General features: G+C 60.9%; 22 protein-coding genes. 12 read left to right on the top strand and 10 right to left on the bottom strand.

Annotated elements, in window-relative coordinates:
- Positions 1–9: 9 nt before the first annotated feature.
- The 3 genes from AC1Q6I_RS19895 to AC1Q6I_RS19905 all read right to left on the bottom strand — a co-directional run bounded on the left by AC1Q6I_RS19895 (position 10) and on the right by AC1Q6I_RS19905 (position 2,286).
- The gene (locus AC1Q6I_RS19895) at positions 10–975 is read right to left on the bottom strand and encodes a YbgA family protein (RefSeq protein ID WP_024073314.1); all 966 of its coding nucleotides are present in this window, start codon (positions 973–975) and stop codon (positions 10–12) included.
- 112 nt (positions 976–1,087) lie between these two features.
- The gene (locus tag AC1Q6I_RS19900) at positions 1,088–1,303 is read right to left on the bottom strand and encodes a TIGR02450 family Trp-rich protein (protein ID WP_024073315.1); all 216 of its coding nucleotides are present in this window, start codon (positions 1,301–1,303) and stop codon (positions 1,088–1,090) included.
- Positions 1,300–2,286, bottom strand: coding sequence for an NAD(P)/FAD-dependent oxidoreductase (locus AC1Q6I_RS19905; protein ID WP_024073316.1), 987 nt, complete (start codon positions 2,284–2,286; stop codon positions 1,300–1,302). Before AC1Q6I_RS19905 ends, AC1Q6I_RS19900 begins: the two co-directional genes overlap by 4 nt.
- Positions 2,287–2,511: 225 nt before the next feature.
- Between AC1Q6I_RS19905 and AC1Q6I_RS19910 the strand changes: the two genes are divergently transcribed.
- Together AC1Q6I_RS19910 and hemH are read left to right on the top strand one after the other, a co-directional pair.
- Positions 2,512–3,411: a TIGR01777 family oxidoreductase gene (locus AC1Q6I_RS19910; RefSeq protein WP_024073317.1), complete on the top strand. Its 900-nt coding sequence runs from the start codon at positions 2,512–2,514 to the stop codon at positions 3,409–3,411.
- Between the two features lie 14 nt (positions 3,412–3,425).
- Entirely contained in the window at positions 3,426–4,451 is a 1,026-nt protein-coding gene (hemH, locus tag AC1Q6I_RS19915; protein ID WP_069075211.1) for a ferrochelatase, read from the top strand.
- A 280-nt stretch (positions 4,452–4,731) separates the two neighbouring features.
- Here hemH and AC1Q6I_RS19920 read toward each other — a convergent pair whose 3' ends face one another.
- Both AC1Q6I_RS19920 and algW read right to left on the bottom strand, forming a co-directional pair.
- Positions 4,732–6,828 (bottom strand): TonB-dependent siderophore receptor, encoded by a 2,097-nt coding sequence (locus tag AC1Q6I_RS19920; RefSeq protein ID WP_102624667.1) that lies wholly within the window; start codon positions 6,826–6,828, stop codon positions 4,732–4,734.
- 112 nt (positions 6,829–6,940) lie between these two features.
- Complete coding sequence (gene algW, locus AC1Q6I_RS19925; RefSeq protein WP_024073320.1) at positions 6,941–8,095, bottom strand: Do family serine endopeptidase AlgW; 1,155 nt, start codon at positions 8,093–8,095, stop codon at positions 6,941–6,943.
- Positions 8,096–8,197: 102 nt separating this feature from the next.
- On the opposite strand from algW, the gene AC1Q6I_RS19930 reads away from it, so the two are divergent.
- From AC1Q6I_RS19930 to cysN, 3 genes are all read left to right on the top strand, one after another.
- A complete protein-coding gene (locus AC1Q6I_RS19930) occupies positions 8,198–8,956 on the top strand; it encodes a Nif3-like dinuclear metal center hexameric protein (RefSeq protein ID WP_024073321.1) in 759 nt (252 codons plus the stop codon).
- A gap of 186 nt (positions 8,957–9,142) precedes the next feature.
- The gene (gene cysD / locus AC1Q6I_RS19935) at positions 9,143–10,060 is read left to right on the top strand and encodes a sulfate adenylyltransferase subunit CysD (protein ID WP_024073322.1); all 918 of its coding nucleotides are present in this window, start codon (positions 9,143–9,145) and stop codon (positions 10,058–10,060) included.
- A 13-nt stretch (positions 10,061–10,073) separates the two neighbouring features.
- Positions 10,074–11,972 (top strand): sulfate adenylyltransferase subunit CysN, encoded by a 1,899-nt coding sequence (gene cysN / locus AC1Q6I_RS19940; protein ID WP_102624666.1) that lies wholly within the window; start codon positions 10,074–10,076, stop codon positions 11,970–11,972.
- Positions 11,973–12,089: 117 nt separating this feature from the next.
- On the opposite strand, the gene yihG is transcribed toward cysN, so the two are convergent.
- The 3 genes from yihG to AC1Q6I_RS19955 form a co-directional block, all read right to left on the bottom strand.
- Complete coding sequence (gene yihG / locus AC1Q6I_RS19945) at positions 12,090–12,989, bottom strand: 1-acylglycerol-3-phosphate O-acyltransferase, YihG family (protein ID WP_024073324.1); 900 nt, start codon at positions 12,987–12,989, stop codon at positions 12,090–12,092.
- Positions 12,990–15,089: a phosphate acetyltransferase gene (gene pta / locus AC1Q6I_RS19950; protein WP_024073325.1), complete on the bottom strand. Its 2,100-nt coding sequence runs from the start codon at positions 15,087–15,089 to the stop codon at positions 12,990–12,992.
- A gap of 79 nt (positions 15,090–15,168) precedes the next feature.
- Positions 15,169–15,459, bottom strand: coding sequence for a DUF3565 domain-containing protein (locus tag AC1Q6I_RS19955; protein ID WP_102624665.1), 291 nt, complete (start codon positions 15,457–15,459; stop codon positions 15,169–15,171).
- Here AC1Q6I_RS19955 and AC1Q6I_RS19960 point away from each other — a divergent pair.
- Positions 15,458–15,943 (top strand): FKBP-type peptidyl-prolyl cis-trans isomerase, encoded by a 486-nt coding sequence (locus AC1Q6I_RS19960; protein WP_012722137.1) that lies wholly within the window; start codon positions 15,458–15,460, stop codon positions 15,941–15,943. The two genes, AC1Q6I_RS19955 and AC1Q6I_RS19960, sit on opposite strands and share 2 nt — an antisense overlap.
- A 205-nt stretch (positions 15,944–16,148) precedes the next feature.
- On the opposite strand, the gene rpsT is transcribed toward AC1Q6I_RS19960, so the two are convergent.
- On the bottom strand, positions 16,149–16,427 hold the full coding sequence (gene rpsT, locus AC1Q6I_RS19965) for a 30S ribosomal protein S20 (protein ID WP_016976313.1): 279 nt from the start codon (positions 16,425–16,427) through the stop codon (positions 16,149–16,151).
- Between the two features lie 253 nt (positions 16,428–16,680).
- Between rpsT and murJ the strand changes: the two genes are divergently transcribed.
- The 6 genes from murJ to ispH all read left to right on the top strand — a co-directional run bounded on the left by murJ (position 16,681) and on the right by ispH (position 24,214).
- The gene (gene murJ / locus AC1Q6I_RS19970; protein WP_069075208.1) at positions 16,681–18,219 is read left to right on the top strand and encodes a murein biosynthesis integral membrane protein MurJ; all 1,539 of its coding nucleotides are present in this window, start codon (positions 16,681–16,683) and stop codon (positions 18,217–18,219) included.
- A 119-nt stretch (positions 18,220–18,338) separates the two neighbouring features.
- A complete protein-coding gene (gene ribF, locus AC1Q6I_RS19975) occupies positions 18,339–19,277 on the top strand; it encodes a bifunctional riboflavin kinase/FAD synthetase (protein WP_024073328.1) in 939 nt (312 codons plus the stop codon).
- 14 nt (positions 19,278–19,291) lie between these two features.
- Positions 19,292–22,123 carry an isoleucine--tRNA ligase gene (ileS, locus tag AC1Q6I_RS19980; protein ID WP_102624664.1) on the top strand — a complete coding sequence of 944 codons (2,832 nt, stop codon included), beginning with the start codon at positions 19,292–19,294 and terminating at the stop codon, positions 22,121–22,123.
- On the top strand, positions 22,116–22,628 hold the full coding sequence (gene lspA / locus AC1Q6I_RS19985; RefSeq protein ID WP_024073330.1) for a signal peptidase II: 513 nt from the start codon (positions 22,116–22,118) through the stop codon (positions 22,626–22,628). Before ileS ends, lspA begins: the two co-directional genes overlap by 8 nt.
- Before the next feature lie 7 nt (positions 22,629–22,635).
- Positions 22,636–23,073, top strand: coding sequence for an FKBP-type peptidyl-prolyl cis-trans isomerase (gene fkpB, locus AC1Q6I_RS19990; RefSeq protein ID WP_172831370.1), 438 nt, complete (start codon positions 22,636–22,638; stop codon positions 23,071–23,073).
- 193 nt (positions 23,074–23,266) lie between these two features.
- Positions 23,267–24,214, top strand: a complete 948-nt coding sequence (gene ispH / locus AC1Q6I_RS19995; RefSeq protein ID WP_024073332.1) for a 4-hydroxy-3-methylbut-2-enyl diphosphate reductase — start codon at positions 23,267–23,269, stop codon at positions 24,212–24,214.
- Here the strand turns inward: ispH and AC1Q6I_RS20000 are convergent.
- Entirely contained in the window at positions 24,168–24,749 is a 582-nt protein-coding gene (locus tag AC1Q6I_RS20000) for a GspH/FimT family pseudopilin (RefSeq protein ID WP_024073333.1), read from the bottom strand. The two genes, ispH and AC1Q6I_RS20000, sit on opposite strands and share 47 nt — an antisense overlap.
- Positions 24,750–24,845 lie beyond the last annotated feature (96 nt).

A 24,845-nucleotide genomic window follows, 5' to 3' on the forward strand; every position in this document is an offset into this window, starting at 1 on the left:
GTTCATGGGTTAGATCGCATTACGCAGGCTGAGATTTTCCGGGTGCGGCTGCAAGTAGGCCTGCTGCGCGATGTAGCGATCCGGATGGAGGCGAAAGTGATGCTTGAGCAGCGTCAACGGCACCACCAGTGGCACGATGCCTTGGCGGTACTGGCCGATGACGGTCTGCATTTCCTGTTTGTCATCGGCACTGATGACCTGCTTGAGGTAACCGCTGATGTGTTGCAGCACATTGGTGTGGCTGCCGCGGGTGGCGCACTTTTTCAGGCCGGTCATCAGGTCACTGAAGTAGCAGGCCGCCAATTCGTCGAGGTTGGCATCCTTGGACATGCTGCCGAGCCGGTGGCCCAGGCTTTTGTAATGCATCAAGCTGTGGGCCATCAGCAAATACTTGTAGCGCGAGTGAAAGGCGAGCAAGCGGTGGCGGGTCAGGCCCTCGGCCAGCAGTCGTTGCCAGCTGGCGTAGACGAAGACGCGCGCCAGGAAGTTTTCCCGCAGGACCGGGTCATTCAGGCGGCCATCTTCTTCCACGGGCAGGTTCGGGTGGCGAGCGCAAAACGCCTGGGCGTAGATGCCGCGACCGCCGCCGTCCACCGGTGCGCCGTTCTCGCGGTACACCTTGACCCGCTCCAGGCCGCACGAGGGCGACTTCTGCATAAAGATGTAGCCGCACAGGTCAGTGTGTTCGGCGGCCATTTTCCGGCCGTATGCGTCAAGCGGCGCAGTGACGTTCAGTTCGCGATGCACCGTGCCAACGGCCTGTGGCTGTTCGGCATCGCCCACCAGGCGAATGGTTTCACGGGGAATGCCCAGGCCGATCGCCACTTCCGGGCACAGCGGCACGAAGTCGAAATACTCGGCGAGCACCTCGCTGCACAGATGGGATTGTTTGTGGCCGCCATTGAAGCGTACGGTCTCGCCCAGCAGGCAGGCACTGATGCCAATTTTCGGCTTGAAGGACGGGGTAGTGGGCATGGCCAAACCTCTGCAAAATTCCTGTACAAGGTGTAGAACCTGTACAACTAAATCTCATCATAGGTTTGGCGCTGTACAAGTCAAATTATTTGTACAAGTATTTTTGCGCAGGCTATTTCCAGCCGATGTGCCAATTCTCGGCGTTTTGCAGGGTTTGCCAGGCCAGGCGCTCTGTACGCCGGGTCATCACGGCTTGCAACTCGATGTCCAGCACGGTGCCTTCGTCGTCGCGAAACAGTTCAGTGACGAGGAAGTGCTTTTCCTTGTTGCGCGGGCTTGCTGCTGTCCATTTCGACAGCAGCAATTTGGCAGGATTGACGCGGTTCATCGCAGGTGCTCGATCAAGCGTCGCGCGGCTTCCTGGCCGCTGAGCCAGGCACCTTCCACCCGGCCTGACAGGCACCAGTCACCACACACGTACAAGCCCAGGTCGGCGTCGGCCAGTACGCCGAACTCATGGGCGCTGGACGGTCGTGCGTAGAGCCAACGGTGCGCCAGGCTGAAGGAAGGCGCGGGCATGGCGCTGTGCAGCAGTTCGGCGAAGGCGCCGTGCAGGTGTTCGATCACCGCTTCCTTGGACAGGTCCAGGTGCGCCTTGCTCCAGGCGCTGGTGGCGTGCAACACCCAGGTGTCGAGGGTGGCGTCGCGCCCCGGTTTGCTGCGGTTGCGTGCCAGCCAGTCGAGCGGGCTGTCCTGCACGAAGCAGCCTTCCATCGGCGTATCCAGGGGTTTGTCGAAGGCCAGGGCGATGGCCCAGGTCGGGTCCATTTTTACGCTGGCAGCGACACCCGCCAGCTTGGGCGCGGCGGCCAGCAGGGCGGTGGCTTGGGGGGCGGGCGTGGCGATGATCACGTGGCTGAACGGCCCATGATTGCCGCCGTCGGCATCCAGCAGGTTCCAGTGGTGCTTGCCTTGGAATACCTCGGTGATCCGGCAACCGAACTCCACCGGCAGGTCGTCGAGCAGCGCGCGGGTGATGGCGCTCATGCGCGGTGTGCCGACCCAGCGGGTCTGTTCATCGGGGGAGGGCGTGAGCTGGCCGGATTTGAAGTTATACAACTGCGGTGTCCACTGCTCGGCCCAGCCGTTGCTTTGCCAGCGCTGCACTTCGTTGACGAAGCGTCGGTCGCGGGCGGTGAAATACTGTGCGCCCATATCCAACGCGCCGGCATCGCTGCGCTGGCTGGACATGCGGCCACCACTGCCGCGGCTTTTATCGAAGAGTTGTACAACGTGCCCGGCGTCTCGTAACGCTCGGGCGGCGGAGAGACCGGCGATGCCGGTACCGATGATCGCGATGGGGACAGTCATGGGAGGCCTCGTTTTACCGTTGGGTACAGACTACGCCGACACCAATAGCTGTACAATATTGTTTTTTGGTATAAGTTTTGGCGTACCTGATCGTTTGGCGTGGCCTATGGTTAAGACTGAGGCTAAACCCGTCTGCTTAAACCAATGTCACGCCCGATTACAAATTGATCCCTGCTTATAAAATAGACCAGTGATCGGCGGCGAACGTTACATGAGGAGCGTCCCATGCATATTTTGCTGACCGGCGGTACCGGCCTGATCGGCCGTCAACTCTGCCAACACTGGCTGGCGCAAGGTCATCACCTGACGGTGTGGAGCCGTCAACCTGCACAAGTCGCCAACGTGTGCGGCGACGCCGTGCGGGGTGTTGCCCGCTTGCAAGAGGTTATCGGCCCGGTGGACGCGGTCATTAATCTCGCCGGCGCGCCCATCGCCGATCGTCCCTGGACGCACAAACGCAAGGCATTGTTGTGGAGCAGCCGCATCAGCCTGACCGAAACCCTGCTGACATGGCTGGAAGGCCTGGCGCACAAGCCGCAGGTGTTGATTTCCGGTTCGGCCGTAGGTTGGTACGGCGATGGTGGTGAGCGCGAATTGACCGAGGCCAGTGGCCCGGTGCAGGACGATTTCCCCAGCCAGCTGTGCATCGCCTGGGAAGAAACCGCCCAGCGTGCCGAGGCGCTGGGCATTCGCGTGGTGCTGGTGCGTACCGGGTTGGTACTGGCGGCTGAGGGCGGCTTTTTGTCGCGGTTGTTGCTGCCGTTCAAACTGGCGCTGGGCGGGCCTATTGGTAATGGTCGGCAGTGGATGCCATGGGTGCACATCAAGGATCAAATCGCCCTGATTGATTTTCTTCTGCACCAGGGGGACGCCAGTGGTCCTTATAATGCCTGCGCGCCGCACCCGGTGCGTAACCGCGAGTTTGCCAAGACGTTGGGCCAGGTACTGCACCGCCCGGCGTTCATGCCCATGCCAGCCTTCGCATTGAAGGTCGGGTTGGGGGAGTTGTCCGGTTTGTTGCTGGGCGGCCAGAAAGCTTTACCCGAGCGGCTGTTGGCCGCCGGTTTCACTTTCCAGTTCACTGAGTTGAAGGCGGCCTTGGACGACTTGTCCAGCCGCCTCTAGAGATAGGATGTTGCATGACGGATCACGCGTTGTTACTGGTCAACCTGGGGTCACCGGCGTCTACTTCGGTGGCCGATGTGCGCAGCTACCTCAATCAGTTTTTGATGGACCCTTATGTGATCGACCTGCCATGGCCGGTGCGGCGCCTGTTGGTGTCGCTGATCCTGATCAAGCGTCCCGAGCAGTCGGCCCATGCCTATGCCTCGATCTGGTGGGACGAGGGCTCGCCGCTGGTGGTGCTCAGCCGGCGCCTGCAACAGCAGATGACTGCGCAGTGGACCCAGGGTCCGGTGGAGCTGGCGATGCGCTATGGCGAGCCGTCCCTGGAAACCACCCTGACTCGCCTGGCCGCCCAGGGTATTCAGAACGTCACCCTGGCGCCGTTGTACCCGCAGTTTGCCGACAGCACCGTGACCACGGTGATCGAAGAGGCCCGGCGGGTGGTGCGCGATAAGAAGCTCAACGTGCAATTCTCGATCCTGCAACCGTTCTACGATCAGGCGGAATACCTCGACGCGCTGGCGGCCAGTGCTCGACCTTATATAGAAGAGCACTACGATCACTTGCTGCTGAGTTTCCACGGCCTGCCCGAGCGTCATCTGAAAAAGCTCGACCCCACTGGCGCGCATTGTTTCAAGGATGCCGATTGCTGCAAGAACGCCTCGCCTGAGGTGCTCGCCACCTGCTACCGCGCGCAGTGCTTCAGCGTTGCCCGGGATTTCGCCGAACGCCTGGGCTTGCCGGATGGCAAGTGGTCGGTGGCCTTCCAGTCGCGCCTGGGCCGTGCGAAGTGGATCGAACCCTACACCGAGGCACGCCTTGAGGCGTTGGCCCAGCAAGGGGTGAAAAAGTTGCTGGTGATGTGCCCGGCGTTTGTCGCCGATTGCATCGAGACGCTGGAAGAAATCGGCGATCGCGGCAGCGAGCAGTTCCGCGAAGCGGGGGGCGAGGAGTTGGTGCTGGTGCCGTGCCTGAATGACAGCGAGCAGTGGGCGGTGGCGCTCAATACCCTGTGCGAGCGGGCGCCCGTTGCACTGTAATGTGGGAGGGGGGCACACCCTCATGCCAGTTAGTTAAGGAAGAACGCTGTAACTGTGGCTAGCGGGCTTTGCTGTGGCGAGCGGGCTTGCCCCGCGTTGGGCTGCGCAGCAGCCCCGGAACCAGCCGCTGAGGAGTGCCTGATACTCCGCATTCCGATTGATTGGGGCTGCTGCGCAGCCCAACGCGGGGCAAGCCCGCTCGCCACAGGTTGCTGTTTGCTTGTTCTATCTCTTAGCTGACTGGCATTAGGACCAGCTCCCTCCCACAGGCTTGATCGCGTTACAGGTTGAGGGTCAGGCTCACGGTGAAGTTGCGCGGCTCACCTGGATTGACCCAATAGCTACTGTAGGACCGCTCGTAGTATTTCTCATCAAACAGGTTGTTCAAGTTCAGCCCCACGGTGACGTTGTCCGTGGCCTTGTAATGCGCGAGCAGGTCGACGGTGTGGTAGGCGGGCAGCTCGAAGCGGCCACCGGCTTCACCCGAGCGATCACCCACGTAGGTGAGGGCCGCACCCAGGTCTGAACCGCGCAATGCTCCATCCTGGAATTCATACACGCCCAACAGACTGCCGCTGCGCTTGGCTACGCCGAGCATGCGGCTGCCAGTCGGGATGGTTTTGTCACCCTTGGTCACTTCGGCGTCGATGTAGGCGAGGGCGCCAATCACGCGCACCGCGTCGGTCACCTGCCCGGTCACTTGCAGATCAAAGCCCTGGCTGCGTGCCTTGCCCATGGCGCGGTTGGTGTTGGTGGTCGGGTCCAGGGCCAACACGTTTTCCTTCTCGATGTGAAAAGCGGCGAGGGTGGCGCTGAGGCGTTCGTCGAACAGCTCGCTCTTGATCCCCGCTTCATACCCCACACCTTCCTCCGGCTTGAAGGATTTACCGTCGATATCCAGACCGCTGTTGGGCTTGAACGACGTCGAGGCGTTGGCGAACACGCCGAGTTCAGGCGTGAGCTGATAGAGCAGGCCGGCGCGTTGGGTAAGGGCAGTGTGGGTCTGTCGGCTCTTGGTGTGGTTGCGGGTGAAGTCGTCGGTGCTTTGTTCGAAATGCTCCACGCGTGCGCCGATCATGCCGCGCAGGCGGTCGGTGAAGAGGATCTGGTCTTGCAGGTTCAGCGCCTGGCTTTTGGTCTGTTCGAAGAAGTCGGTACCGGAGCGTGCGCCGTTGGGTTTGGGCTGACCGTAGACCGGGTTGTAGAGGTCGATGGTGTAGCGGCTGCCGGCAATTGCGGTCACGCGCTCCTTCTTGCGGTAGTCCTCGTATTCGGTACCGATCAACAATTCATGCTGCCAACTGCCGATATCGAACAATCCCCGGAGCTCAAGCTGGGTAATGCTGTCATGCCAGCCCATGGAGCGTTCGCGGTAGCGGCGATCAACCGTGTGGCTGTCGGTATTCAGCGCACGGTTTTCCGATGCATCGCCCCACAGGCTCCCTTGTTTGTAGTGGCTGGCCAGGCGCAGTTTCCAGGCATCGTTGAGGTGGTGCTCAAGGGTGGCCTGGATGCGGTTGTTGTGGTTATCAATATCGCCGTCGTTGGGTTCGCCGAGGAAGGTGGAGCGCGATACGCCTGGGGCGTCGACGATGCCGCGGTCGAAGGTGGAACTGTGGCGTACGAATTCGCTTTCCACCAGCAAGCGGGTGTCCGGGTCAAGCTGCCAGCTGAATGAGGGCGCGACAAATACGCGCTTGCTCTGGACGTGATCGCGGAAGCTGTGGTTGTCCTCCACCGCCAGGTTGACCCGCGACAGCAGGTTGCCCTCGCTGTCCAGCGGCGTATTGACGTCGAGAGCGGTGCGATAACGGTCCCAACTGCCGGCGCTGGTTTGCAGGGTGGTGAAGGCTTCAGGCTGAGGCTTTTTGGTGACGATATTCACGGTGCCGCCGGGATCGCCGCGACCATACAGGCTGGCGGCCGGGCCTTTGAGCACTTCGATACGTTCGATATTGGCCGCGTCCGGTGTGCTTGGGTAGCCCCGGTTGGCGCTGAAGCCGTCCTGGTAGAACTCCGAAGTGGTGAAGCCGCGCACGCTGTATTCGTAGAGCGTAAGGCCGCCAAAGTTGTTCTGCTTGGACACTCCGCCGGCAAACTCCAGGGCGCGTTCCACGTTGGTGCTGCCCAGGTCCGTGAGTACCGAGGCGGGAATCACGCTGATGGACTGTGGGATGTCGCGAAGGGCGGTGTCGGTTTTGGTTGCGCTGGCCGAGCGGGTGGCACGGTAGCCTTTGACCGGGCCGGTGGCGGATTCGTAGGCGTCGGTAGTGACGCTGATGGTCTCCAGTTCAACGGTGTTTTCTTCAGCAGCGGCGGGGTCGAGCAGCAAACCCAAGGCCAGGCCAGCCAAGGGGGCAAGTTTTCGAGACGGCATGATAGAGCGTTCCAATAACGATATTGAAACAATATAACATGTCTAATGAGAATGAATTTGCTTTGAAATATGAGCTTACAGGTACCCGCGCACGGGTACCTGGCGCTGTGGTTTATTCCTCTTCTTTCACCGGCGCAGGCGGTGGGCGCAGGCCGATTTCCGCCAGCAGCTTGATCTCTTTACCGTTGCGCATCACCTGGATCGTCACCTTGTCGGTCGGCTTGATCCGCGCCACCTGGTTCATCGACTTGCGACCATCACCGGCCGGTTCGCCATTGATACTGAGGATCACGTCGCCCAATTGCAGGCCGGCTTTCTGCGCCGGGCCGTCGCGGAAGATCCCGGCGACCACGATGCCTGGGCGCCCGGTCAGGCCGAACGACTCAGCCAGTTCCTTGGTCAGCGGTTGCACTTCAATGCCCAGCCAGCCGCGAATCACCTGGCCATGCTCGATGATCGACTTCATCACTTCCATCGCCAGCTTGACCGGGATCGCAAAACCGATGCCCTGAGAGCCGCCCGACTTGGAGAAAATCGCCGTGTTGATACCGGTCAGGTTGCCGTTGGCGTCCACCAGCGCGCCGCCGGAGTTGCCCGGGTTGATCGCCGCATCGGTCTGGATAAAGTCTTCGTAGCTGTTCAGGCCCAGCTGGTTACGCCCGGTGGCGCTGATGATGCCCATGGTGACAGTCTGGCCCACGCCGAACGGGTTGCCGATGGCTAATGCCACGTCGCCCACGCGCAGGCCGTCGGAGCGTCCCAGGGTAATGGACGGTAGGTTCTTGAGGTCGATCTTCAGGACGGCCAGATCGGTTTCCGGATCGCTGCCCACCACGCGGGCCAGGGTTTCACGACCGTCACGCAGGGCCACCACAATCTGGTCGGCGCCGGTGGTCACGTGGTTGTTGGTGAGGATGTAGCCTTCCGGGCTCATGATCACGCCCGAGCCGAGGCTGGACTCCATGCGCCGTTGCTTGGGCCCGTTGTCGCCGAAATAGCGGCGAAACTGCGGGTCTTCAAATAACGGATGCGCAGGTTTGTTGATGACTTTGGTGGTGTACAGGTTGACCACCGCGGGGGCAGCAATAACCACCGCGTCCGCGTAAGTCACCGGGCCTTGTACTACCGCGCTGGTTTGCGGGGCCTGTTGCAGGTTCACATCAAGGCTGGGCAAGCCCACCCATTCGGGGAAACGCTGAATAATCAGTATTGCAATCAGCACGCCAGCCAGTAATGGCCATCCGAAAAAACGCAGTGCCTTGAGCATCAAGTAAGTCCTGACAGGTTGCAGGGGGCGGGAGAGCGCCCATAATGTCGCGCATTATACGAGGCTGCGAGCGCCTCTGAACGGGATATTTAGGAGTCTTTTATGGCCGTTGCTTTGAGCACCCTCGTCGAGGAAGCGGACCGCTACCTTGGCAGCGCAAGAATTGCCGATTACTGCCCCAATGGCCTGCAGGTAGAGGGGCGTCCGCAAGTGATGCGCATCGTCAGCGGCGTGACCGCCAGCCAGGCATTGCTGGATGCTGCCGTCGAGGCGCAGGCCGACCTGGTGCTGGTGCACCACGGGTATTTCTGGAAGGGCGAGAACCCCTGCGTCACCGGCATGAAGCAACGCCGCTTGAAAACCCTGCTCAAGCACGACATCAGCCTGCTGGCCTATCACCTGCCGCTGGACCTGCACGCAGACGTCGGCAATAACGTGCAACTGGCGCGTCAACTGGACATCACCGTCGAAGGCCCGCTGGACCCCGACAACCTCAAGATCGTCGGCCTGGTCGGGTCCCTGGCCGAACCCCTGTCGCCCCGCGATTTCGCCCGACGCGTGCAGGATGTCATGGGCCGTGAGCCCCTGTTGATCGAAGGCAGCGAGATGATCCGCCGCGTCGGTTGGTGCACGGGCGGCGGCCAGGGCTATATCGACCAGGCGATTGCCGCCGGTGTCGACTTGTTCCTGAGCGGCGAAGCCTCCGAGCAGACCTTCCACAGCGCGCGGGAAAACGACATCAGCTTTATCGCGGCCGGCCATCACGCCACCGAGCGCTATGGTGTGCAGGCGCTGGGCGATTACCTGGCGCGGCGTTTCGCCCTGGAGCACCTGTTCATCGATTGCCCCAACCCGATCTGACTAACCCCCATCAACCCGGTGGGAGGTAGGGCGATGTTCATGAGTCGGATGAGTCAAACCTGGGAGTATATTCATATACCGTTTCGATCTAGATCGCTCCCTGAATAGAAGAAGGTGCTGTGCTAGCATGCCCCGCTCGAACACGGCCCGCAGGCCGTCCATAAGATCGTTTTTCCGTGAGTAGCCATGGTCGACAAACTGACGCATCTGAAACAGCTGGAGGCGGAAAGCATCCACATCATCCGCGAGGTCGCCGCCGAGTTCGACAACCCGGTGATGCTCTACTCGATCGGTAAAGACTCCGCCGTGATGCTGCACCTGGCACGCAAGGCGTTCTTCCCGGGCAAGCTGCCGTTCCCGGTGATGCACGTCGACACCCAGTGGAAGTTCCAGGAAATGTACCGGTTCCGCGACCGCATGGTTGAAGAGCTGGGCCTGGAGTTGATCACCCATGTCAACCCGGACGGCGTGGCGCAGGGCATCAACCCGTTTACCCACGGCAGTGCCAAGCACACCGACATCATGAAGACCGAGGGCCTCAAGCAGGCTCTGGACAAATATGGTTTCGACGCAGCCTTTGGCGGTGCCCGTCGCGATGAAGAGAAATCCCGTGCCAAAGAGCGCGTGTACTCGTTCCGTGACAGCAAGCACCGCTGGGACCCGAAGAACCAGCGCCCGGAGTTGTGGAACGTCTACAACGGCAACGTCAACAAGGGCGAGTCGATCCGTGTGTTCCCGCTGTCCAACTGGACCGAGCTGGATATCTGGCAGTACATCTACCTGGAAGGTATCCCGATCGTGCCGCTGTACTTCGCCGCCGAGCGCGACGTGATCGAGAAGAACGGCACGCTGATCATGATCGACGACGACCGCATCCTTGAGCACTTGTCCGACGAAGACAAAGCCCGCATCGTCAAAAAGAAAGTACGTTTCCGTACCCTTGGCTGCTACCCGTTGACGGGCGCGGTGGAGTCCGAAGCCGAGACGCTGACGGACATCATTCAGGAAATGCTCCTGACGCGAACTTCCGAGCGCCAGGGCCGGGTCATCGACCACGATGGCGCAGGCTCGATGGAAGACAAGAAACGTCAGGGTTATTTCTAAGGGGTTGTCACCAATGTCGCATCAATCTGATTTGATCAGCGAGGACATCCTCGCCTACCTGGGCCAGCACGAGCGCAAGGAAATGTTGCGCTTCCTGACCTGCGGCAACGTCGACGACGGCAAGAGCACCCTGATCGGGCGCCTGCTGCACGACTCCAAGATGATCTACGAAGATCACCTGGAAGCCATCACCCGCGATTCGAAGAAGGTCGGCACCACCGGTGACGACATCGACCTGGCCTTGCTGGTCGATGGCCTGCAGGCCGAGCGTGAGCAGGGCATCACCATCGATGTCGCCTACCGCTACTTCTCCACCGCCAAGCGCAAATTCATCATCGCCGACACCCCCGGCCATGAGCAGTACACCCGCAACATGGCCACCGGTGCATCCACCTGTGACCTGGCGATCATCCTGGTGGACGCGCGCTACGGCGTGCAGACCCAGACCCGTCGCCACAGCTTCATTGCCTCGTTGCTGGGCATCAAGCACATCGTGATCGCCATCAACAAGATGGACCTCAACGGCTTCGACGAGCGCGTGTTCGAGCAGATCAAGGCCGACTACCTGAAGTTCGCCGATGGCATCGCCTTCAAGCCGAGCACCATGGCGTTCGTGCCGATGTCGGCCCTCAAGGGCGACAACGTGGTGAACAAGAGCGAGCGCTCGCCTTGGTACACCGGCCAGTCCCTGATGGAGATCCTCGAGACTGTCGAGATCGCCAATGATCGCAACTACACCGACCTGCGTTTCCCGGTGCAGTACGTCAACCGTCCGAACCTGAACTTCCGCGGGTTTGCCGGCACCCTGGCCAGCGGCATTGTGCACAAGGGCGACGAAGTCGTGGTGCTGCCGTCAGGCAAGAGCAGTCGCGTCAAATCCATCGTCACCTTCGAAGGTGAACTGGAACACGCAGGCCCCGGCCAGGCCGTGACCCTGACCATGGAAGACGAGATCGACATCTCCCGTGGCGACCTGCTGGTGCATGCCGACAACGTGCCGCAAGTCACCGACGCTTTTGACGCCATGCTGGTGTGGATGGCTGAAGAGCCGATGCTGCCGGGCAAGAAATACGACATCAAGCGTGCCACCAGCTACGTGCCGGGCTCCATCACCAGCATCGTGCACCGTGTGGACGTGAACACCCTGGCCGAAGGCCCGGCAAGTGCTCTGCAATTGAACGAGATCGGCCGGGTCAAGGTCAGCCTTGACACCGCCATTGCGCTGGACGGCTATGCGAGCAACCGCACCACCGGCGCGTTTATCGTCATCGACCGCTTGACCAACGGCACCGTGGCCGCAGGCATGATCATCGCACCGCCCGTGACCCACGGCAGTGCGGCGCAGCATGGCAAGTTGGCCCACGTGTCCACCGAAGAGCGCGCGCAGCGTTTCGGTCAGCAGCCTGCCACCGTGTTGTTCAGCGGCCTGTCAGGCGCAGGTAAAAGCACCTTGGCCTACGCGGTTGAGCGCAGGCTGTTCGACATGGGCCGTGCAGTGTTCGTACTGGATGGCCAGAACCTGCGTCACGACCTCAACAAAGGCCTGCCGCAGGACCGTGTCGGGCGTACCGAGAACTGGCGTCGTGCGGCGCATGTCGCGCGCCAGTTCAACGAAGCCGGCCTGCTGACCCTGGCCGCGTTCGTTGCACCGGACGCCGAAGGGCGTGAACAGGCCAAGGCGCTGATCGGTGCCGATCGCTTGCTGACGGTCTACGTGCAGGCATCGCCGCTGGTGTGCGCTGAGCGTGATCCGCAAGGGTTGTACGCGGCGGGTGGGGATAATATCCCGGGCGAGTCGTTCCCTTACGACGTGCCGTTGAATGCCGACCTGGTGATCGACACCCAGGCACTGTCCCTGGAAGACAGCGTCAAGCAAGTGCTGGAGCTGTTGCGTAAGCGCGGCGCGATCTAATTCAAGATCGAGCGCGGTCAACTGTGAGAGGGGGCTTGCCCCCGATAGCGGTGGGTCAGTAAAGCATGTACTGACTGACACACTGCCATCGGGGGCAAGCCCCCTCCCACAGTTTGATCAATGTTTGTCTGGGTATTCGGTGTGGAGCCTGTCCAGCAGCGCATCCTTATCTTCCCATAGCGTGTTGATCCAACCCTGGAACGCCGTCCTGTACTCCCCATCCTGCTCATAATTCTTGCCAATGAACTCGGCCGGAATCGGCACCTCTTCAAACTGCACCACCACGTCCTGCACATTCCCGCACAGCAAGTCCCAATACCCCGGGCGTCCGGCGGGATAGTGGATGGTCACGTTGACCAGTGACTTCAACTGTTCACCCATGGCATCCAGGACAAATGCGATACCACCGGCCTTGGGCTTGAGCAGGTAGCGAAACGGCGAGTTCTGCTGCGCGTGCTTGCCCGGCGTAAAGCGCGTGCCTTCGGCAAAGTTGAAAATACCTACCGGGTTGTCACGAAACTTCGCGCAGGTCTTGCGGGTGGTTTCCAGGTCTTTGCCTTTCTTCTCCGGGTGTTTTTCCAGGTAGGCCTTGGTGTAGCGCTTCATGAAAGGAAAACCCAGCGCCCACCATGCCAGGCCAATCACCGGCACCCAGATCAGCTCCTGCTTGAGGAAAAACTTGAGCGGGCGAATCCGTCGATTGAGCACGTATTGCAGCACCATGATGTCGACCCAGCTCTGGTGGTTGCTGGTCACCAGGTACGAGTGCTGGTAGTCCAGGCCTTCAAGGCCTTTAAGGTGCCAACGGGTGCGGCGCACCAGGTTCATCCAACCCTTGTTGTTGGTGACCCAGGCTTCATGGGTGTGGTTCATCAGCCACTCGCTGAAGCGCTTGGCGAACGGCAGCGCCTTGAACAGCGCGACGACAAACAGGAACGAACACAACAGGATCGTATTCAGCGCCAACAACAGCGAAGCGATCACCCCGCGCGCGGCGGCAGGTAGAAAATCCAGCATTTAGATATCCATAGGTCGGTTGGCGGCTTGAATCGCCGTCAGGGCGATGGTGTACACGATGTCATCCACTTGGGCGCCGCGCGGCAGGTCATTCACCGGCTTGCGCAGGCCTTGGAGCATCGGCCCCAGGCTGACGCAATCGGCGCTGCGTTGTACCGCCTTGTGGGTGGTGTTGCCGGTGTTCAGGTCGGGGAATACGAACACGGTGGCCTTGCCGGCTACCAGGCTGTCGGGCGCCAGTTGCCGGGCGACGTTTTCGTTGGCGGCGGCGTCGTATTGCAACGGGCCGTCGATCAGCAGCGAGCTTTGCTGTTCGTGGGCGAGCAGGGTGGCTTCGCGGACTTTTTCCACTTCTTCGCCGCTGGCCGAGTCGCCGCTGGAATAGCTGATCATCGCCACCCGCGGGGTGATACCGAACGCGGCCGCCGATTCAGCGCTTTGCAGGGCGATTTCCGCCAGCTCGGCAGCGCTTGGGTGCGGGTTCATCACGCAGTCGCCGTACACCAGCACTTGTTCGGGGAACAGCATGAAGAACACTGACGACACCAAGGTGCAGCCCGGCGCGGTCTTGATCAGTTGCAGGGCCGGGCGAATAGTGTTGGCGGTGGAGTGGATAACCCCGGAAACCAGGCCGTCCACTTCGTCCAGGGCCAGCATCATGGTGGCGATTACCACGGTGTCTTCCAGTTGCTGCTCGGCCATCGGTGCGTTGAGGCTTTTGCTCTTGCGCAACGCCACCATCGGTTCGACATAGCGTTGGCGGATCAGGTCCGGGTCGAGAATCTCCAGGCCTTCGGGCAATTCAATGCCTTGGGCGCGGGCGACCGCTTCCACGTCAGCCGGCTTGGCCAGCAGCACACAGCGGGCGATGCCCCGGGCCTGGCAGATGGCGGCGGCTTGGACGGTCAATGGCTCGCTGCCCTCGGGCAGCACAATGCGTTTGTTGGCCGCCTGGGCGCGTTGGATCAACTGGTAGCGGAACACCGCCGGCGACAGGCGCATCTCCCGTGGCGTGCCGCAACGCTGGTGCAGCCAGCGCGCATCGAGGTGGCTGGCGACGAAATCGGTGATGATCTCCGCGCGCTCGCGGTCATCGATGGGGATTTCCTTGTTGAGGTTGTTGAGCAGGTTGGCGGTTTCGTAGGAACCGGTACTCACCGACAAAACCGGCAGCCCAGCCTGGAACGCGCCGCGGCACAGATCCATGATGCGCGGGTCGGGCAGGGTATCGCTGGTCAGCAGCAGGCCGGCCAGGGGCACGCCGTTGATCGCGGCCAGGCTGACGGCGAGGATGATGTCGTCACGGTCGCCGGGGGTTACCACCAGTACCCCGGGCTTGAGCAGCTCCACGGTGTTACGCATGGTGCGCGCGCAGATGATGATCTTGGTCATGCGTCGGGTTTCGTAGTCGCCGGCATTGAGGATTTGCGCGCCCATCAGGTCGGCCACGTCGCGGGTGCGCGGCGCGTTGAGTTCCGGCTGGTAGGGGATGCAGCCCAGCAGGCGGAAATCGCCGCTGCGCAATAACGGCGAATGTTCTTTCAGGCGGGCCGAGAAGGCCTCCATGCTTTCGTCGGTGCGCACCTTATTCAGGATCACGCCGAGGACTTTCGGGTCTTTCGGGCCACCGAACAACTGGGCCTGCAATTCCACGCGGCCGGAGAGTTCGGTGAGTACTTCATTTTCCGGAGCGGAAACCAGGATCACCTCCGCATCCAGGCTCTTGGCCAGGTGCAGGTTGACCCGGGCCGCGTAGCTGGCGCTGCGGGTCGGCACCATGCCTTCGACGATCAGCACGTCCTTGCCCACGGCAGCCTGTTGGTAAAGGGTGATGATTTCTTCAAGCAACTCGTCGAGCTGGCCATCGCCGAGCATGCGCTCTACGTGGGCCAGGCCGAGAGGTTGGGGCGGTTTCAGGCCGTGGGTGCGGGCCACCAGTTCGGTGGAACGCTCGGGGCCGGTATCGCCGGGGTGCGGCTGGGCAATCGGCTTGAAGAACCCGACTTTCAGCCCGGCCCGCTCAAGGGTACGCACCAGCCCGAGGCTGATGGAGGTCAGACCCACACCAAAATCGGTGGGCGCGATAAAAAAAGTCTGCATGCGAATTCTCTGGAGGTGCATGGCTTCGGTGGCGCTCTATGGTTGAGTGCCTACCGGGAATCAGGCGCCAAGGTTATCGTTATTCGCGCTCCTGCGCACACCAGCCGCAGGCAAAGGGCTGGCCTATTTTTTCAAGGCGTTGCGTGGGCTCCAGCACCCAGACACGAGACTGCCAGGGCGGCTGGTGGCGCAGGTGCTGGGTGTGTCCACAGGACAGCTCGGCAACCCAGTGCAGGTCGTCGTCCTGGTGGAAGCCGATGATGAACGAGGCCGTTGATCGGTCCCGTCCGTCCGGGTTCTGTTCGCTTTCGGGCAAATCCTTGTTTAGACTTGTCCGTTCTTCATTCTTATGCAAAAGGTCTCGCCCCATGACGATCGCCGCTAACAAGGCTGTCTCCATCGACTATACCCTGACCAACGACGCTGGTGAGGTCATCGACAGCTCAGCCGGCGGCGCGCCGCTGGTCTACCTGCAAGGCGCAGGTAATATCATCCCGGGCCTGGAAAAGGCGCTGGAAGGCAAACAGGTTGGTGATGAACTGACCGTGGCCGTAGAGCCTGAAGATGCCTACGGCGAATACTCCGCCGAACTGGTCAGCACCCTGAGCCGCAGCATGTTCGAAGGCGTCGACGAGTTGGAAGTGGGCATGCAGTTCCACGCTTCCGCGCCGGACGGCCAAATGCAGATCGTCACCATCCGTGATCTGGACGGCGACGATGTGACTGTCGACGGCAACCACCCCCTGGCAGGCCAGCGCCTGAACTTCCAAGTGAAGATCGTCGCCATCCGCGACGCTTCCCAGGAAGAAGTGGCTCACGGCCACGTCCACGGTGAAGGCGGTCACCACCACTGATTGATGCACTGATCAGGTGGTAGCAAAAATGCCCCGACTGGTTCGGGGCGTTTTTTTGCCCAGAATTCCCCGTTTTTTTGGCGAGCGGGCTTGCCACAGATCACGGCCAGGACTTTTCAGGCACAAACAAAAATGCCCCGGACCTTTCGGTACGGGGCATTTCTTAACTGTTACGCAACCGGGGTTACGTGGCAGTTCTTACCACTTAGGCTGCTGCAGCAACGCTCAGAGCCTTGATGTGGCCATTCAGGCGGCTCTTATGACGAGCGGCCTTGTTCTTGTGGATGATGCCTTTATCGGCCATACGGTCGATAACCGGCACTGCCAGAACGTAAGCAGCTTGGGCTTTTTCAGCGTCTTTGGTGTCGATGGCTTTAACTACATTCTTGATGTAGGTACGAACCATGGAACGCAGGCTGGCGTTGTGGCTGCGACGCTTCTCAGCCTGTTTTGCACGTTTTTTGGCGGAAGGTGTGTTGGCCACCGTCGAGCTCCTCGAAAGACTTTTTAGGAAATAGCAAACAAAATAGGCCGCGAATCATGCCGATGACTTGATGGGTTGTCAAGGGCGGCTGATGCGAACTGCTGAGTGGTCGATCTGAAGAGGCGGGTGATTTATTTCCGGCGCTTGACCTGTAAACTCGCGAGCTTTGGCTCTGTGCTGTTGCAGGCGCGCAGTATCGCATATGTAGGCGCTTAGTTCGCCTGCTCTTTATCTATAGGCGCAAACTCTTTCAATGAATCTGCTCAAATCGTTGGCCGCCGTCAGCTCTATCACGATGATCTCCCGGGTTTTGGGGTTTGTGCGTGACACCCTGCTGGCGCGCATTTTTGGCGCCAGCATGGCCACGGATGCCTTCTTTATAGCGTTTAAGCTGCCCAACCTGCTGCGGCGAATCTTCGCCGAGGGCGCATTTTCCCAGGCGTTCGTGCCGATCCTGGCTGAATACAAGACCCAGCAGGGCGAAGAGGCGACCCGTACCTTTATTGCCTACGTCTCGGGCCTGCTCACCCTGGTATTGATGCTGGTGACCATCGCCGGCATGCTCGCCGCCCCCTGGGTGATCTGGGCGACGGCGCCCGGTTTTGCCAACACCCCGGAAAAATTCGCGCTGACCACTGATCTGTTGCGCGTGACCTTTCCTTATATATTGCTGATCTCCCTATCCTCCCTGGCCGGGGCGATCCTCAATACCTGGAATCGTTTCTCGGTGCCGGCCTTCGTGCCGACCCTGCTGAACGTCAGCATGATTATCTTCGCGCTGTTCCTTACGCCGTACTTCGATCCGCCGGTCATGGCCCTGGGCTGGGCGGTCCTGGCAGGCGGGCTGGCGCAATTGCTGTACCAACTGCCGCACCTGAAAAAGATCGGCATGCTCGTCCTGCCGCGCCTGAACCTCAAGGACACAGGCGTCTGGCGCGTAATGCGCAACATGTTGCCGGCGATCCTCGGTGTGTCGGTCAGTCAGATTTCCCTGATCATCAACACCGCGTTTGCCTCGCTGCTGGTCTCCGGCTCGGTGTCGTGGATGTACTACGCCGATCGTCTGATGGAACTGCCGTCCGGCGTGCTTGGCGTTGCCCTGGGCACGATTTTGCTGCCGACCCTGGCGCGTACCTACGCCAGCAAGGATCGCCAGGAGTACTCGCGCATTCTCGACTGGGGGCTGCGCCTGTGTTTCGTCCTGGTGTTGCCGTGCTCCCTGGCGCTGGGAATCCTGGCTGAGCCGCTGACGGTGTCGCTGTTCCAGTACGGGCAATTCGATGCACACGACGCCCTGATGACCCAGCATGCGTTGATTGCCTACTCCGTCGGCCTGCTCGGCATTATCGTGATCAAAGTGCTGGCGCCGGGTTTCTACGCCCAGCAAAACATCCGCACGCCGGTGAAGATTGCAATCTTCACGCTGATCGTCACGCAACTGCTCAACCTGGTATTCATCGGCCCGCTGGCCCACGCCGGTCTTGCCTTGGCGATCAGCGCCGGTGCCTGTATCAATGCGGGCCTGCTGTTTTATCAACTGCGTAAGCAGCAGATGTTCCAACCGCAGCCGGGCTGGGGGATGTTTGCGCTCAAGTTGCTGGTAGCGGTGGCGATGATGTCGGCCGTGCTGCTCGGGCTGATGCACATCATGCCCGCCTGGGATCAAGGCCATATGTTGGAGCGCTTCATGCGCCTTGGCGTACTTGTCGTCGCCGGTGTGGTGGTGTACTTCGGGATGTTGCTGCTGCAGGGCTTCCGCCTGCGGGATTTCAATCGCAAGTCGCTGGGATAGAGACTTTGCCGTGATAAAACGATTGTTTTATCGATTCGACCCATTTGGCCTGCGCTGTTGCCTGTGATCCGGGGCCGGGTGTGGTTATAATCGACCACTTTATGAGCAAGAAGCGCGTTATGCAGCTGGTTCGAGGTCTCCACAACCTGCGCCCCCAGCATCGGGGCTGCGTCGCCACTATTGGCAACTTTGACGGTGTTCACCGTGGCCACCAGGCTATCCTGGCAAGGCTGCGCGAGCGTGCGGTCGAGTTGGGCGTGCCCAGCTGCGTGGTGATTTTTGAGCCGCAGCCGCGGGAATACTTTACCCCGGAAACGGCACCGGCCCGTCTGGCCCGCCTTCGGGACAAGCTGCAACTGCTGGCCGACGAAGGTGTGGACCGCGTCCTCTGCCTGGCCTTCAACCAGCGTTTGCAGAGCCTCAGCGCCGCTGAGTTTGTCGACCGTATCCTGGTCGATGGCCTGGGCGTACAGCATTTGGAGGTCGGCGACGACTTCCGTTTCGGTTGTGACCGGGTCGGCGATTTCGATTTCCTGCAACACGCCGGTGTCACCCAGGGGTTTACCGTCGAAGCCGCGCAAACCGTCGAACTGGACGGCCTGCGCGTGAGCAGCACCCAGGTGCGTAATGCCCTGGCCGCTGCCGACTTCGCCTTGGCCGAGCGTCTGCTCGGTCGCCCGTTCCGTATTGCCGGGCGGGTATTGCACGGCCAGAAGCTGGCGCGCCAACTGGGTACGCCAACTGCCAACGTGCAACTCAAGCGCCGTCGTGTGCCGCTGACCGGGGTTTACCTGGTGAGCGTCGATATCGACGGCCAATCGTGGCCGGGAGTCGCCAATATAGGTGTCAGGCCCACGGTTGCAGGTGATGGCAAGGCCCACCTGGAAGTTCACCTTTTGGATTTTGCCGGTGATCTGTATGACCGGCGTTTGACGGTGGTTTTCCACCAGAAGCTGCGTGAAGAGCAGCGTTTCGCCTCCCTGGAGGCGTTGAAAACGGCGATCAATGCGGATGTCGCCGCCGCCCGTGCACTAGCCGCACCTAGCGCCCATCGCTAACCGAAGAGCCTTAAATGACCGACTATAAAGCCACGCTAAACCTTCCGGACACCGCCTTCCCAATGAAGGCCGGCCTGCCACAGCGCGAACCGCAGATCCTGCAGCGCTGGGACAGTATTGGCCTGTACGGAAAGTTGCGCGAAATTGGCAAGGATCGTCCGAAATTCGTTCTGCACGACGGCCCTCCTTACGCCAACGGCACGATTCACATCGGTCATGCGCTGAACAAGATTCTCAAGGACATGATCATCCGTTCGAAAACCCTTTCGGGTTTCGACGCGCCTTATGTTCCGGGTTGGGACTGCCATGGCCTGCCGATCGAACACAAAGTCGAAGTGACCTACGGCAAGAACCTGGGCGCCGACAAGACCCGCGAGCTGTGCCGCGCCTACGCCACCGAGCAGATCGAAGGGCAGAAGTCCGAATTCATCCGCCTGGGCGTGCTGGGCGATTGGGACAACCCGTACAAGACCATGAACTTCAAGAACGAGGCCGGTGAAATCCGCGCCTTGGCCGAAATCGTCAAGGGCGGTTTCGTGTTCAAGGGCCTCAAGCCCGTGAACTGGTGCTTTGACTGCGGTTCGGCCCTGGCTGAAGCGGAAGTCGAGTACGAAGACAAGAAGTCCTCGACCATCGACGTGGCCTTCCCGGTTGCCGACGACGTCAAGCTCGCCGAGGCCTTCGGCCTGTCGAGCCTGGCCAAGCCTGCCGCCATCGTGATCTGGACCACCACCCCGTGGACCATTCCGGCCAACCAGGCACTGAACGTGCACCCGGAGTTCACCTACGCCCTGGTGGACGTTGGTGATCGCCTGCTGGTGCTGGCTGAAGAAATGGTCGAGGCCTGCCTGGCCCGCTACGAGCTGCAAGGCTCGGTGATTGCCACCACGACCGGCTCTGCGCTGGAACTGATCAACTTCCGTCATCCGTTCTACGACCGCCTGTCGCCGGTGTACCTGGCTGACTACGTCGAGCTGGGTTCCGGTACCGGCGTGGTTCACTGCTCGCCTGCCTATGGCGTGGACGACTTCGTCATCTGCAAGAAGTACGGCCTGGTGAACGATGACATCATCAACCCGGTGCAAAGCAATGGCGTATATGCGTCTTCGCTGGAGTTCTTCGGTGGCCAGTTCATCTTCAAGGCCGACCAGGCGATCATCGACAAGCTGCGCGAAGTCGGCGCACTCATGCAAACCGCGACTATCCAGCACAGCTATATGCACTGCTGGCGCCACAAGACCCCGCTGATCTACCGCGCCACCGCGCAGTGGTTCATCGGCATGGACAAAGAGCCCGCCAGCGGCGACACCCTGCGTGTGCGCTCGCTCAAAGCCATCGAAGACACCAAGTTCGTCCCGGCCTGGGGCCAGGCGCGCCTGCACTCGATGATCGCCAATCGTCCAGACTGGTGCATCTCCCGCCAGCGCAACTGGGGTGTGCCGATCCCGTTCTTCCTGAACAAGGAAAGCGGCGAACTGCACCCTCGCACTGTCGAACTGATGGAAACCGTGGCTCAACGCGTTGAACAGGAAGGCATCGAAGCCTGGTTCAAGCTGGATGCCGCCGAGCTGCTGGGTGACGAAGCGCCGCTGTACGACAAGATCAGCGACACCCTCGACGTGTGGTTCGACTCCGGTACTACCCACTGGCACGTATTGCGCGGCTCGCACCCGATGGGCCACGAGAACGGCCCACGTGCGGACCTCTACCTGGAAGGCTCGGACCAGCACCGTGGCTGGTTCCACTCCTCGTTGCTGACGGGTTGTGCCATCGACGACCACGCCCCGTACCGCGAACTGCTGACCCACGGTTTCACCGTCGACGAGACGGGCCGCAAGATGTCCAAGTCGCTGAAGAACGTGATCGAACCGAAAAAGATCAACGACACCTTGGGTGCCGACATCATGCGTCTGTGGGTAGCCTCGACCGATTACTCGGGCGAGATCGCCGTGTCGGACCAGATCCTGGCCCGCAGCGCCGATGCCTACCGTCGTATCCGCAATACCGCACGCTTCATGCTGTCGAACCTGACCGGTTTCAACCCGGCCACCGACATCCTGCCGGCCGAGGACATGCTCGCCCTGGACCGTTGGGCCGTGGACCGTACACTGTTGCTGCAGCGAGAGTTGCAGGAGCACTACGGCGAATACCGCTTCTGGAACGTGTACTCGAAGATCCACAATTTCTGCGTGCAGGAACTGGGTGGTTTCTACCTCGATATCATCAAGGACCGCCAGTACACCACCGGCGCCAACAGCAAGGCGCGCCGTTCGGCGCAGACCGCGCTGTACCACATCAGCGAAGCGCTGGTGCGCTGGATCGCACCGATCCTGGCCTTCACCGCCGACGAACTGTGGGAGTACCTGCCGGGCGAGCGTAACGAGTCCGTGATGCTCAACACCTGGTATGAAGGCCTGACCGAACTGCCGGCCGACTTCGAGCTGGGTCGCGAGTACTGGGAAGGCGTGATGGCCGTGAAGGTCGCGGTGAACAAGGAACTGGAAGTCCAGCGTGCGGCCAAGGCCGTCGGTGGCAACCTGCAGGCCGAAGTCACCCTGTTTGCCGAGGAAAGCCTGACCGCCGACCTGGCCAAGCTGAGCAACGAACTGCGCTTCGTGTTGATCACGTCCACCGCCAGCCTGGCACCCTTTGCCCAGGCTCCAGCGGATGCCGTGGCCACCGAAGTACCGGGCCTCAAGCTCAAAGTGGTCAAGTCGGCGTTCCCTAAGTGCGCGCGTTGCTGGCACTGTCGTGAAGACGTTGGCGTAAACCCCGAGCATCCGGAAATCTGCGGTCGTTGCGTCGACAACATCAGCGGTGCTGGCGAGGTTCGCCACTATGCCTGATGCAGCGGATCGTTTCGGACGCCTGGGCTGGCTCGTACTGAGCGTGCTGGTACTGGTCATCGACCAGGTCAGCAAGGCTCATTTCGAGGGTTCCCTGGAGATGTTCCAGCAGATCGTGGTAATTCCGGATTACTTCAGCTGGACCCTGGCCTACAACACCGGCGCCGCCTTCAGTTTCCTCGCTGACAGCGGTGGCTGGCAGCGCTGGCTGTTCGCCCTGATTGCCGTGGTGGTCAGTGCGGTGCTGGTGGTCTGGCTCAAGCGCCTGGGCCGCGATGACACCTGGCTGGCGATCGCCTTGGCCCTGGTGCTGGGCGGCGCGCTGGGCAACTTGTACGACCGCATTGCCCTGGGCCATGTGATCGACTTCATTCTGGTGCACTGGCAGAACCGCTGGTACTTCCCGGCGTTCAACTTTGCCGACAGCGCCATCACCGTCGGTGCAATCATGCTGGCGCTGGATATGTTCAAGAGTAAGAAAACCGGAGAGACCGTCAATGACTGATCAGGTATTGGCTGAACAACGTATCGGCCAGAACACGGAAGTCACTTTGCATTTCGCACTGCGCCTGGAGAATGGCGACACGGTCGACAGCACGTTCGACAAAGCCCCGGCGACCTTCAAGGTGGGTGATGGCAACCTGCTGCCGGGTTTCGAAGCGGCCCTGTTCGGTTTCAAGGCCGGCGACAAGCGCAACCTGCAGATCCTGCCGGAAAACGCCTTTGGCCAGCCAAACCCGCAAAACGTGCAGATCATCCCGCGTTCGCAGTTCCAGGATATGGAGCTGTCGGAAGGCCTGCTGGTGATCTTCAACGATGCGGCGAACACCGAGTTGCCTGGTGTGGTCAAGGCTTTCGATGATGCGCAGGTAACCATCGACTTCAATCACCCGTTGGCCGGTAAAACCTTGACGTTCGACGTTGAAATCATCGACGTTAAAGCAATCTGATCAACGACACACAATCATGTGTGGAGTGGGCTTGTGTGGGAGGGGGGCTTGCCCCCGGTAGCGGTGGTTCAGTCAAAGGTTTGTCTACTGACCCACCGCCATCGGGGCAAGCCCCCTCCCACCTATGATCTTCATTGTCGTTTGGGTCAGCGTCACGCCTGACCCAAAATAGCCGCAAGACACGAGGCACCGCATGCAAATCAAACTCGCCAACCCCCGTGGCTTCTGCGCTGGCGTGGACCGGGCGATCGAAATCGTCAATCGCGCCCTGGAAGTCTTCGGACCGCCGATTTACGTACGCCATGAAGTGGTCCACAACAAATTCGTGGTCGAAGACCTGCGCGCTCGCGGCGCGATCTTTGTCGAAGAGCTGGACCAGGTGCCGGACGACGTCATCGTCATCTTCAGCGCCCACGGGGTCTCCCAGGCGGTGCGTACTGAAGCTGCCGGGCGTGGCCTGAAAGTCTTCGATGCCACCTGCCCGCTGGTGACCAAGGTTCACATCGAAGTTGCGCGCTACAGCCGCGACGGCCGTGAGTGCATCCTGATCGGCCATGCTGGCCATCCGGAAGTCGAAGGCACCATGGGCCAATACGACGGCAGCAATGGTGGTGCGATCTACCTGGTGGAGGACGAAAAGGACGTCGCCAGCTTGCAGGTGCATAACCCTGAACGCTTGGCCTTCGTGACCCAAACCACCTTGTCCATGGACGACACCAGTCGCGTGATCGATGCCCTGCGCACACGTTTCCCGGCGATTGGCGGTCCACGCAAGGATGACATCTGCTACGCCACTCAAAACCGCCAGGATGCGGTCAAGCAATTGGCTGATGAGTGCGACGTGGTGTTGGTCGTTGGCAGCCCCAACAGCTCCAACTCCAATCGGCTGCGTGAGCTGGCCGAGCGGATGGCGACCCCGGCGTACCTGATCGATGGTGCCGAAGACATGCAGCGCAGTTGGTTCGACGGTGTCGAGCGGATCGGCATCACGGCGGGCGCTTCGGCGCCGGAAGTCCTGGTGCGTGGTGTGATCCAGCAGTTGCAGGCCTGGGGTGCCACGGGTGCCGATGAGCTCGCCGGACGTGAAGAGAACATCACTTTCTCCATGCCCAAGGAGCTGCGGGTTCGCTCGCTGCTCTGAGCCCCAGGGTGGCGGCGTAGCCCCGGCACAAGGCCTGCTCGGTTTTATCGCTGCGCAGGCTGATGCGTCCGCTGGGCGCCAGTACCACCTGGAACAGGCTCTGTGCCTGATCCGTCGCACACACATGGACGGTGCCGGCACGGAATCCCCCGCCTGCAAACACAGGCTCGCCCAACCCGCTGAAGCGTACTTGGTGCTTGACGGGCCCGTTGCCCACGATCGGTACGCGTCCACTGTCCTGGCGCTCCAGTAATACGGGGTTTTTGTTGTCCAGGTGCCCGCGCCCGCTCACGTCCACGATCACCCGCCACCCTCGACTCCAGTCGTCGTCCATCGCATGAATGATCACCGCTCGGTTGCGTGCGATGGCTTCGGTGCGGGCGTAGCGCATGCCGCCGGCCAAGGATTGCGCTGCGCTGTGCCGCTGCTGTGACTCAAGCAACCCCTTGAAACTTGGCACGGCCAGGTGAGCCAGGACGCCACTTATGATCAGCCCGAGTAGCAGCTCGATCAGGGTAAAGCCGCGTTGTGTCATATGCCGTCCCTCCTTGGACGCGGTAGATAATCAGATGGCAGGCTTAGGTATAGCGCCCTGAAGGGGGCGTTGAATGATGGCTTTTATGTCCAAAGT

The sequence above is a fragment of the Pseudomonas sp. MPR-R2A5 genome (assembly GCF_058793055.1).

Coding starts and splice junctions, on each gene's coding strand:
- AC1Q6I_RS19895 (WP_024073314.1), bottom strand. CDS start 975: ATGCCCACTACCCCGTCCTTCAAGCCGAAAATTGGCATCAGTGCCTGC.
- AC1Q6I_RS19900 (WP_024073315.1), bottom strand. CDS start 1,303: ATGAACCGCGTCAATCCTGCCAAATTGCTGCTGTCGAAATGGACAGCA.
- AC1Q6I_RS19905 (WP_024073316.1), bottom strand. CDS start 2,286: ATGACTGTCCCCATCGCGATCATCGGTACCGGCATCGCCGGTCTCTCC.
- AC1Q6I_RS19910 (WP_024073317.1), top strand. CDS start 2,512: ATGCATATTTTGCTGACCGGCGGTACCGGCCTGATCGGCCGTCAACTC.
- hemH (WP_069075211.1), top strand. CDS start 3,426: ATGACGGATCACGCGTTGTTACTGGTCAACCTGGGGTCACCGGCGTCT.
- AC1Q6I_RS19920 (WP_102624667.1), bottom strand. CDS start 6,828: ATGCCGTCTCGAAAACTTGCCCCCTTGGCTGGCCTGGCCTTGGGTTTG.
- algW (WP_024073320.1), bottom strand. CDS start 8,095: ATGCTCAAGGCACTGCGTTTTTTCGGATGGCCATTACTGGCTGGCGTG.
- AC1Q6I_RS19930 (WP_024073321.1), top strand. CDS start 8,198: ATGGCCGTTGCTTTGAGCACCCTCGTCGAGGAAGCGGACCGCTACCTT.
- cysD (WP_024073322.1), top strand. CDS start 9,143: ATGGTCGACAAACTGACGCATCTGAAACAGCTGGAGGCGGAAAGCATC.
- cysN (WP_102624666.1), top strand. CDS start 10,074: ATGTCGCATCAATCTGATTTGATCAGCGAGGACATCCTCGCCTACCTG.
- yihG (WP_024073324.1), bottom strand. CDS start 12,989: ATGCTGGATTTTCTACCTGCCGCCGCGCGCGGGGTGATCGCTTCGCTG.
- pta (WP_024073325.1), bottom strand. CDS start 15,089: ATGCAGACTTTTTTTATCGCGCCCACCGATTTTGGTGTGGGTCTGACC.
- AC1Q6I_RS19960 (WP_012722137.1), top strand. CDS start 15,458: ATGACGATCGCCGCTAACAAGGCTGTCTCCATCGACTATACCCTGACC.
- AC1Q6I_RS19955 (WP_102624665.1), bottom strand. CDS start 15,459: ATGGGGCGAGACCTTTTGCATAAGAATGAAGAACGGACAAGTCTAAAC.
- murJ (WP_069075208.1), top strand. CDS start 16,681: ATGAATCTGCTCAAATCGTTGGCCGCCGTCAGCTCTATCACGATGATC.
- ribF (WP_024073328.1), top strand. CDS start 18,339: ATGCAGCTGGTTCGAGGTCTCCACAACCTGCGCCCCCAGCATCGGGGC.
- ileS (WP_102624664.1), top strand. CDS start 19,292: ATGACCGACTATAAAGCCACGCTAAACCTTCCGGACACCGCCTTCCCA.
- lspA (WP_024073330.1), top strand. CDS start 22,116: ATGCCTGATGCAGCGGATCGTTTCGGACGCCTGGGCTGGCTCGTACTG.
- ispH (WP_024073332.1), top strand. CDS start 23,267: ATGCAAATCAAACTCGCCAACCCCCGTGGCTTCTGCGCTGGCGTGGAC.
- AC1Q6I_RS20000 (WP_024073333.1), bottom strand. CDS start 24,749: ATGACACAACGCGGCTTTACCCTGATCGAGCTGCTACTCGGGCTGATC.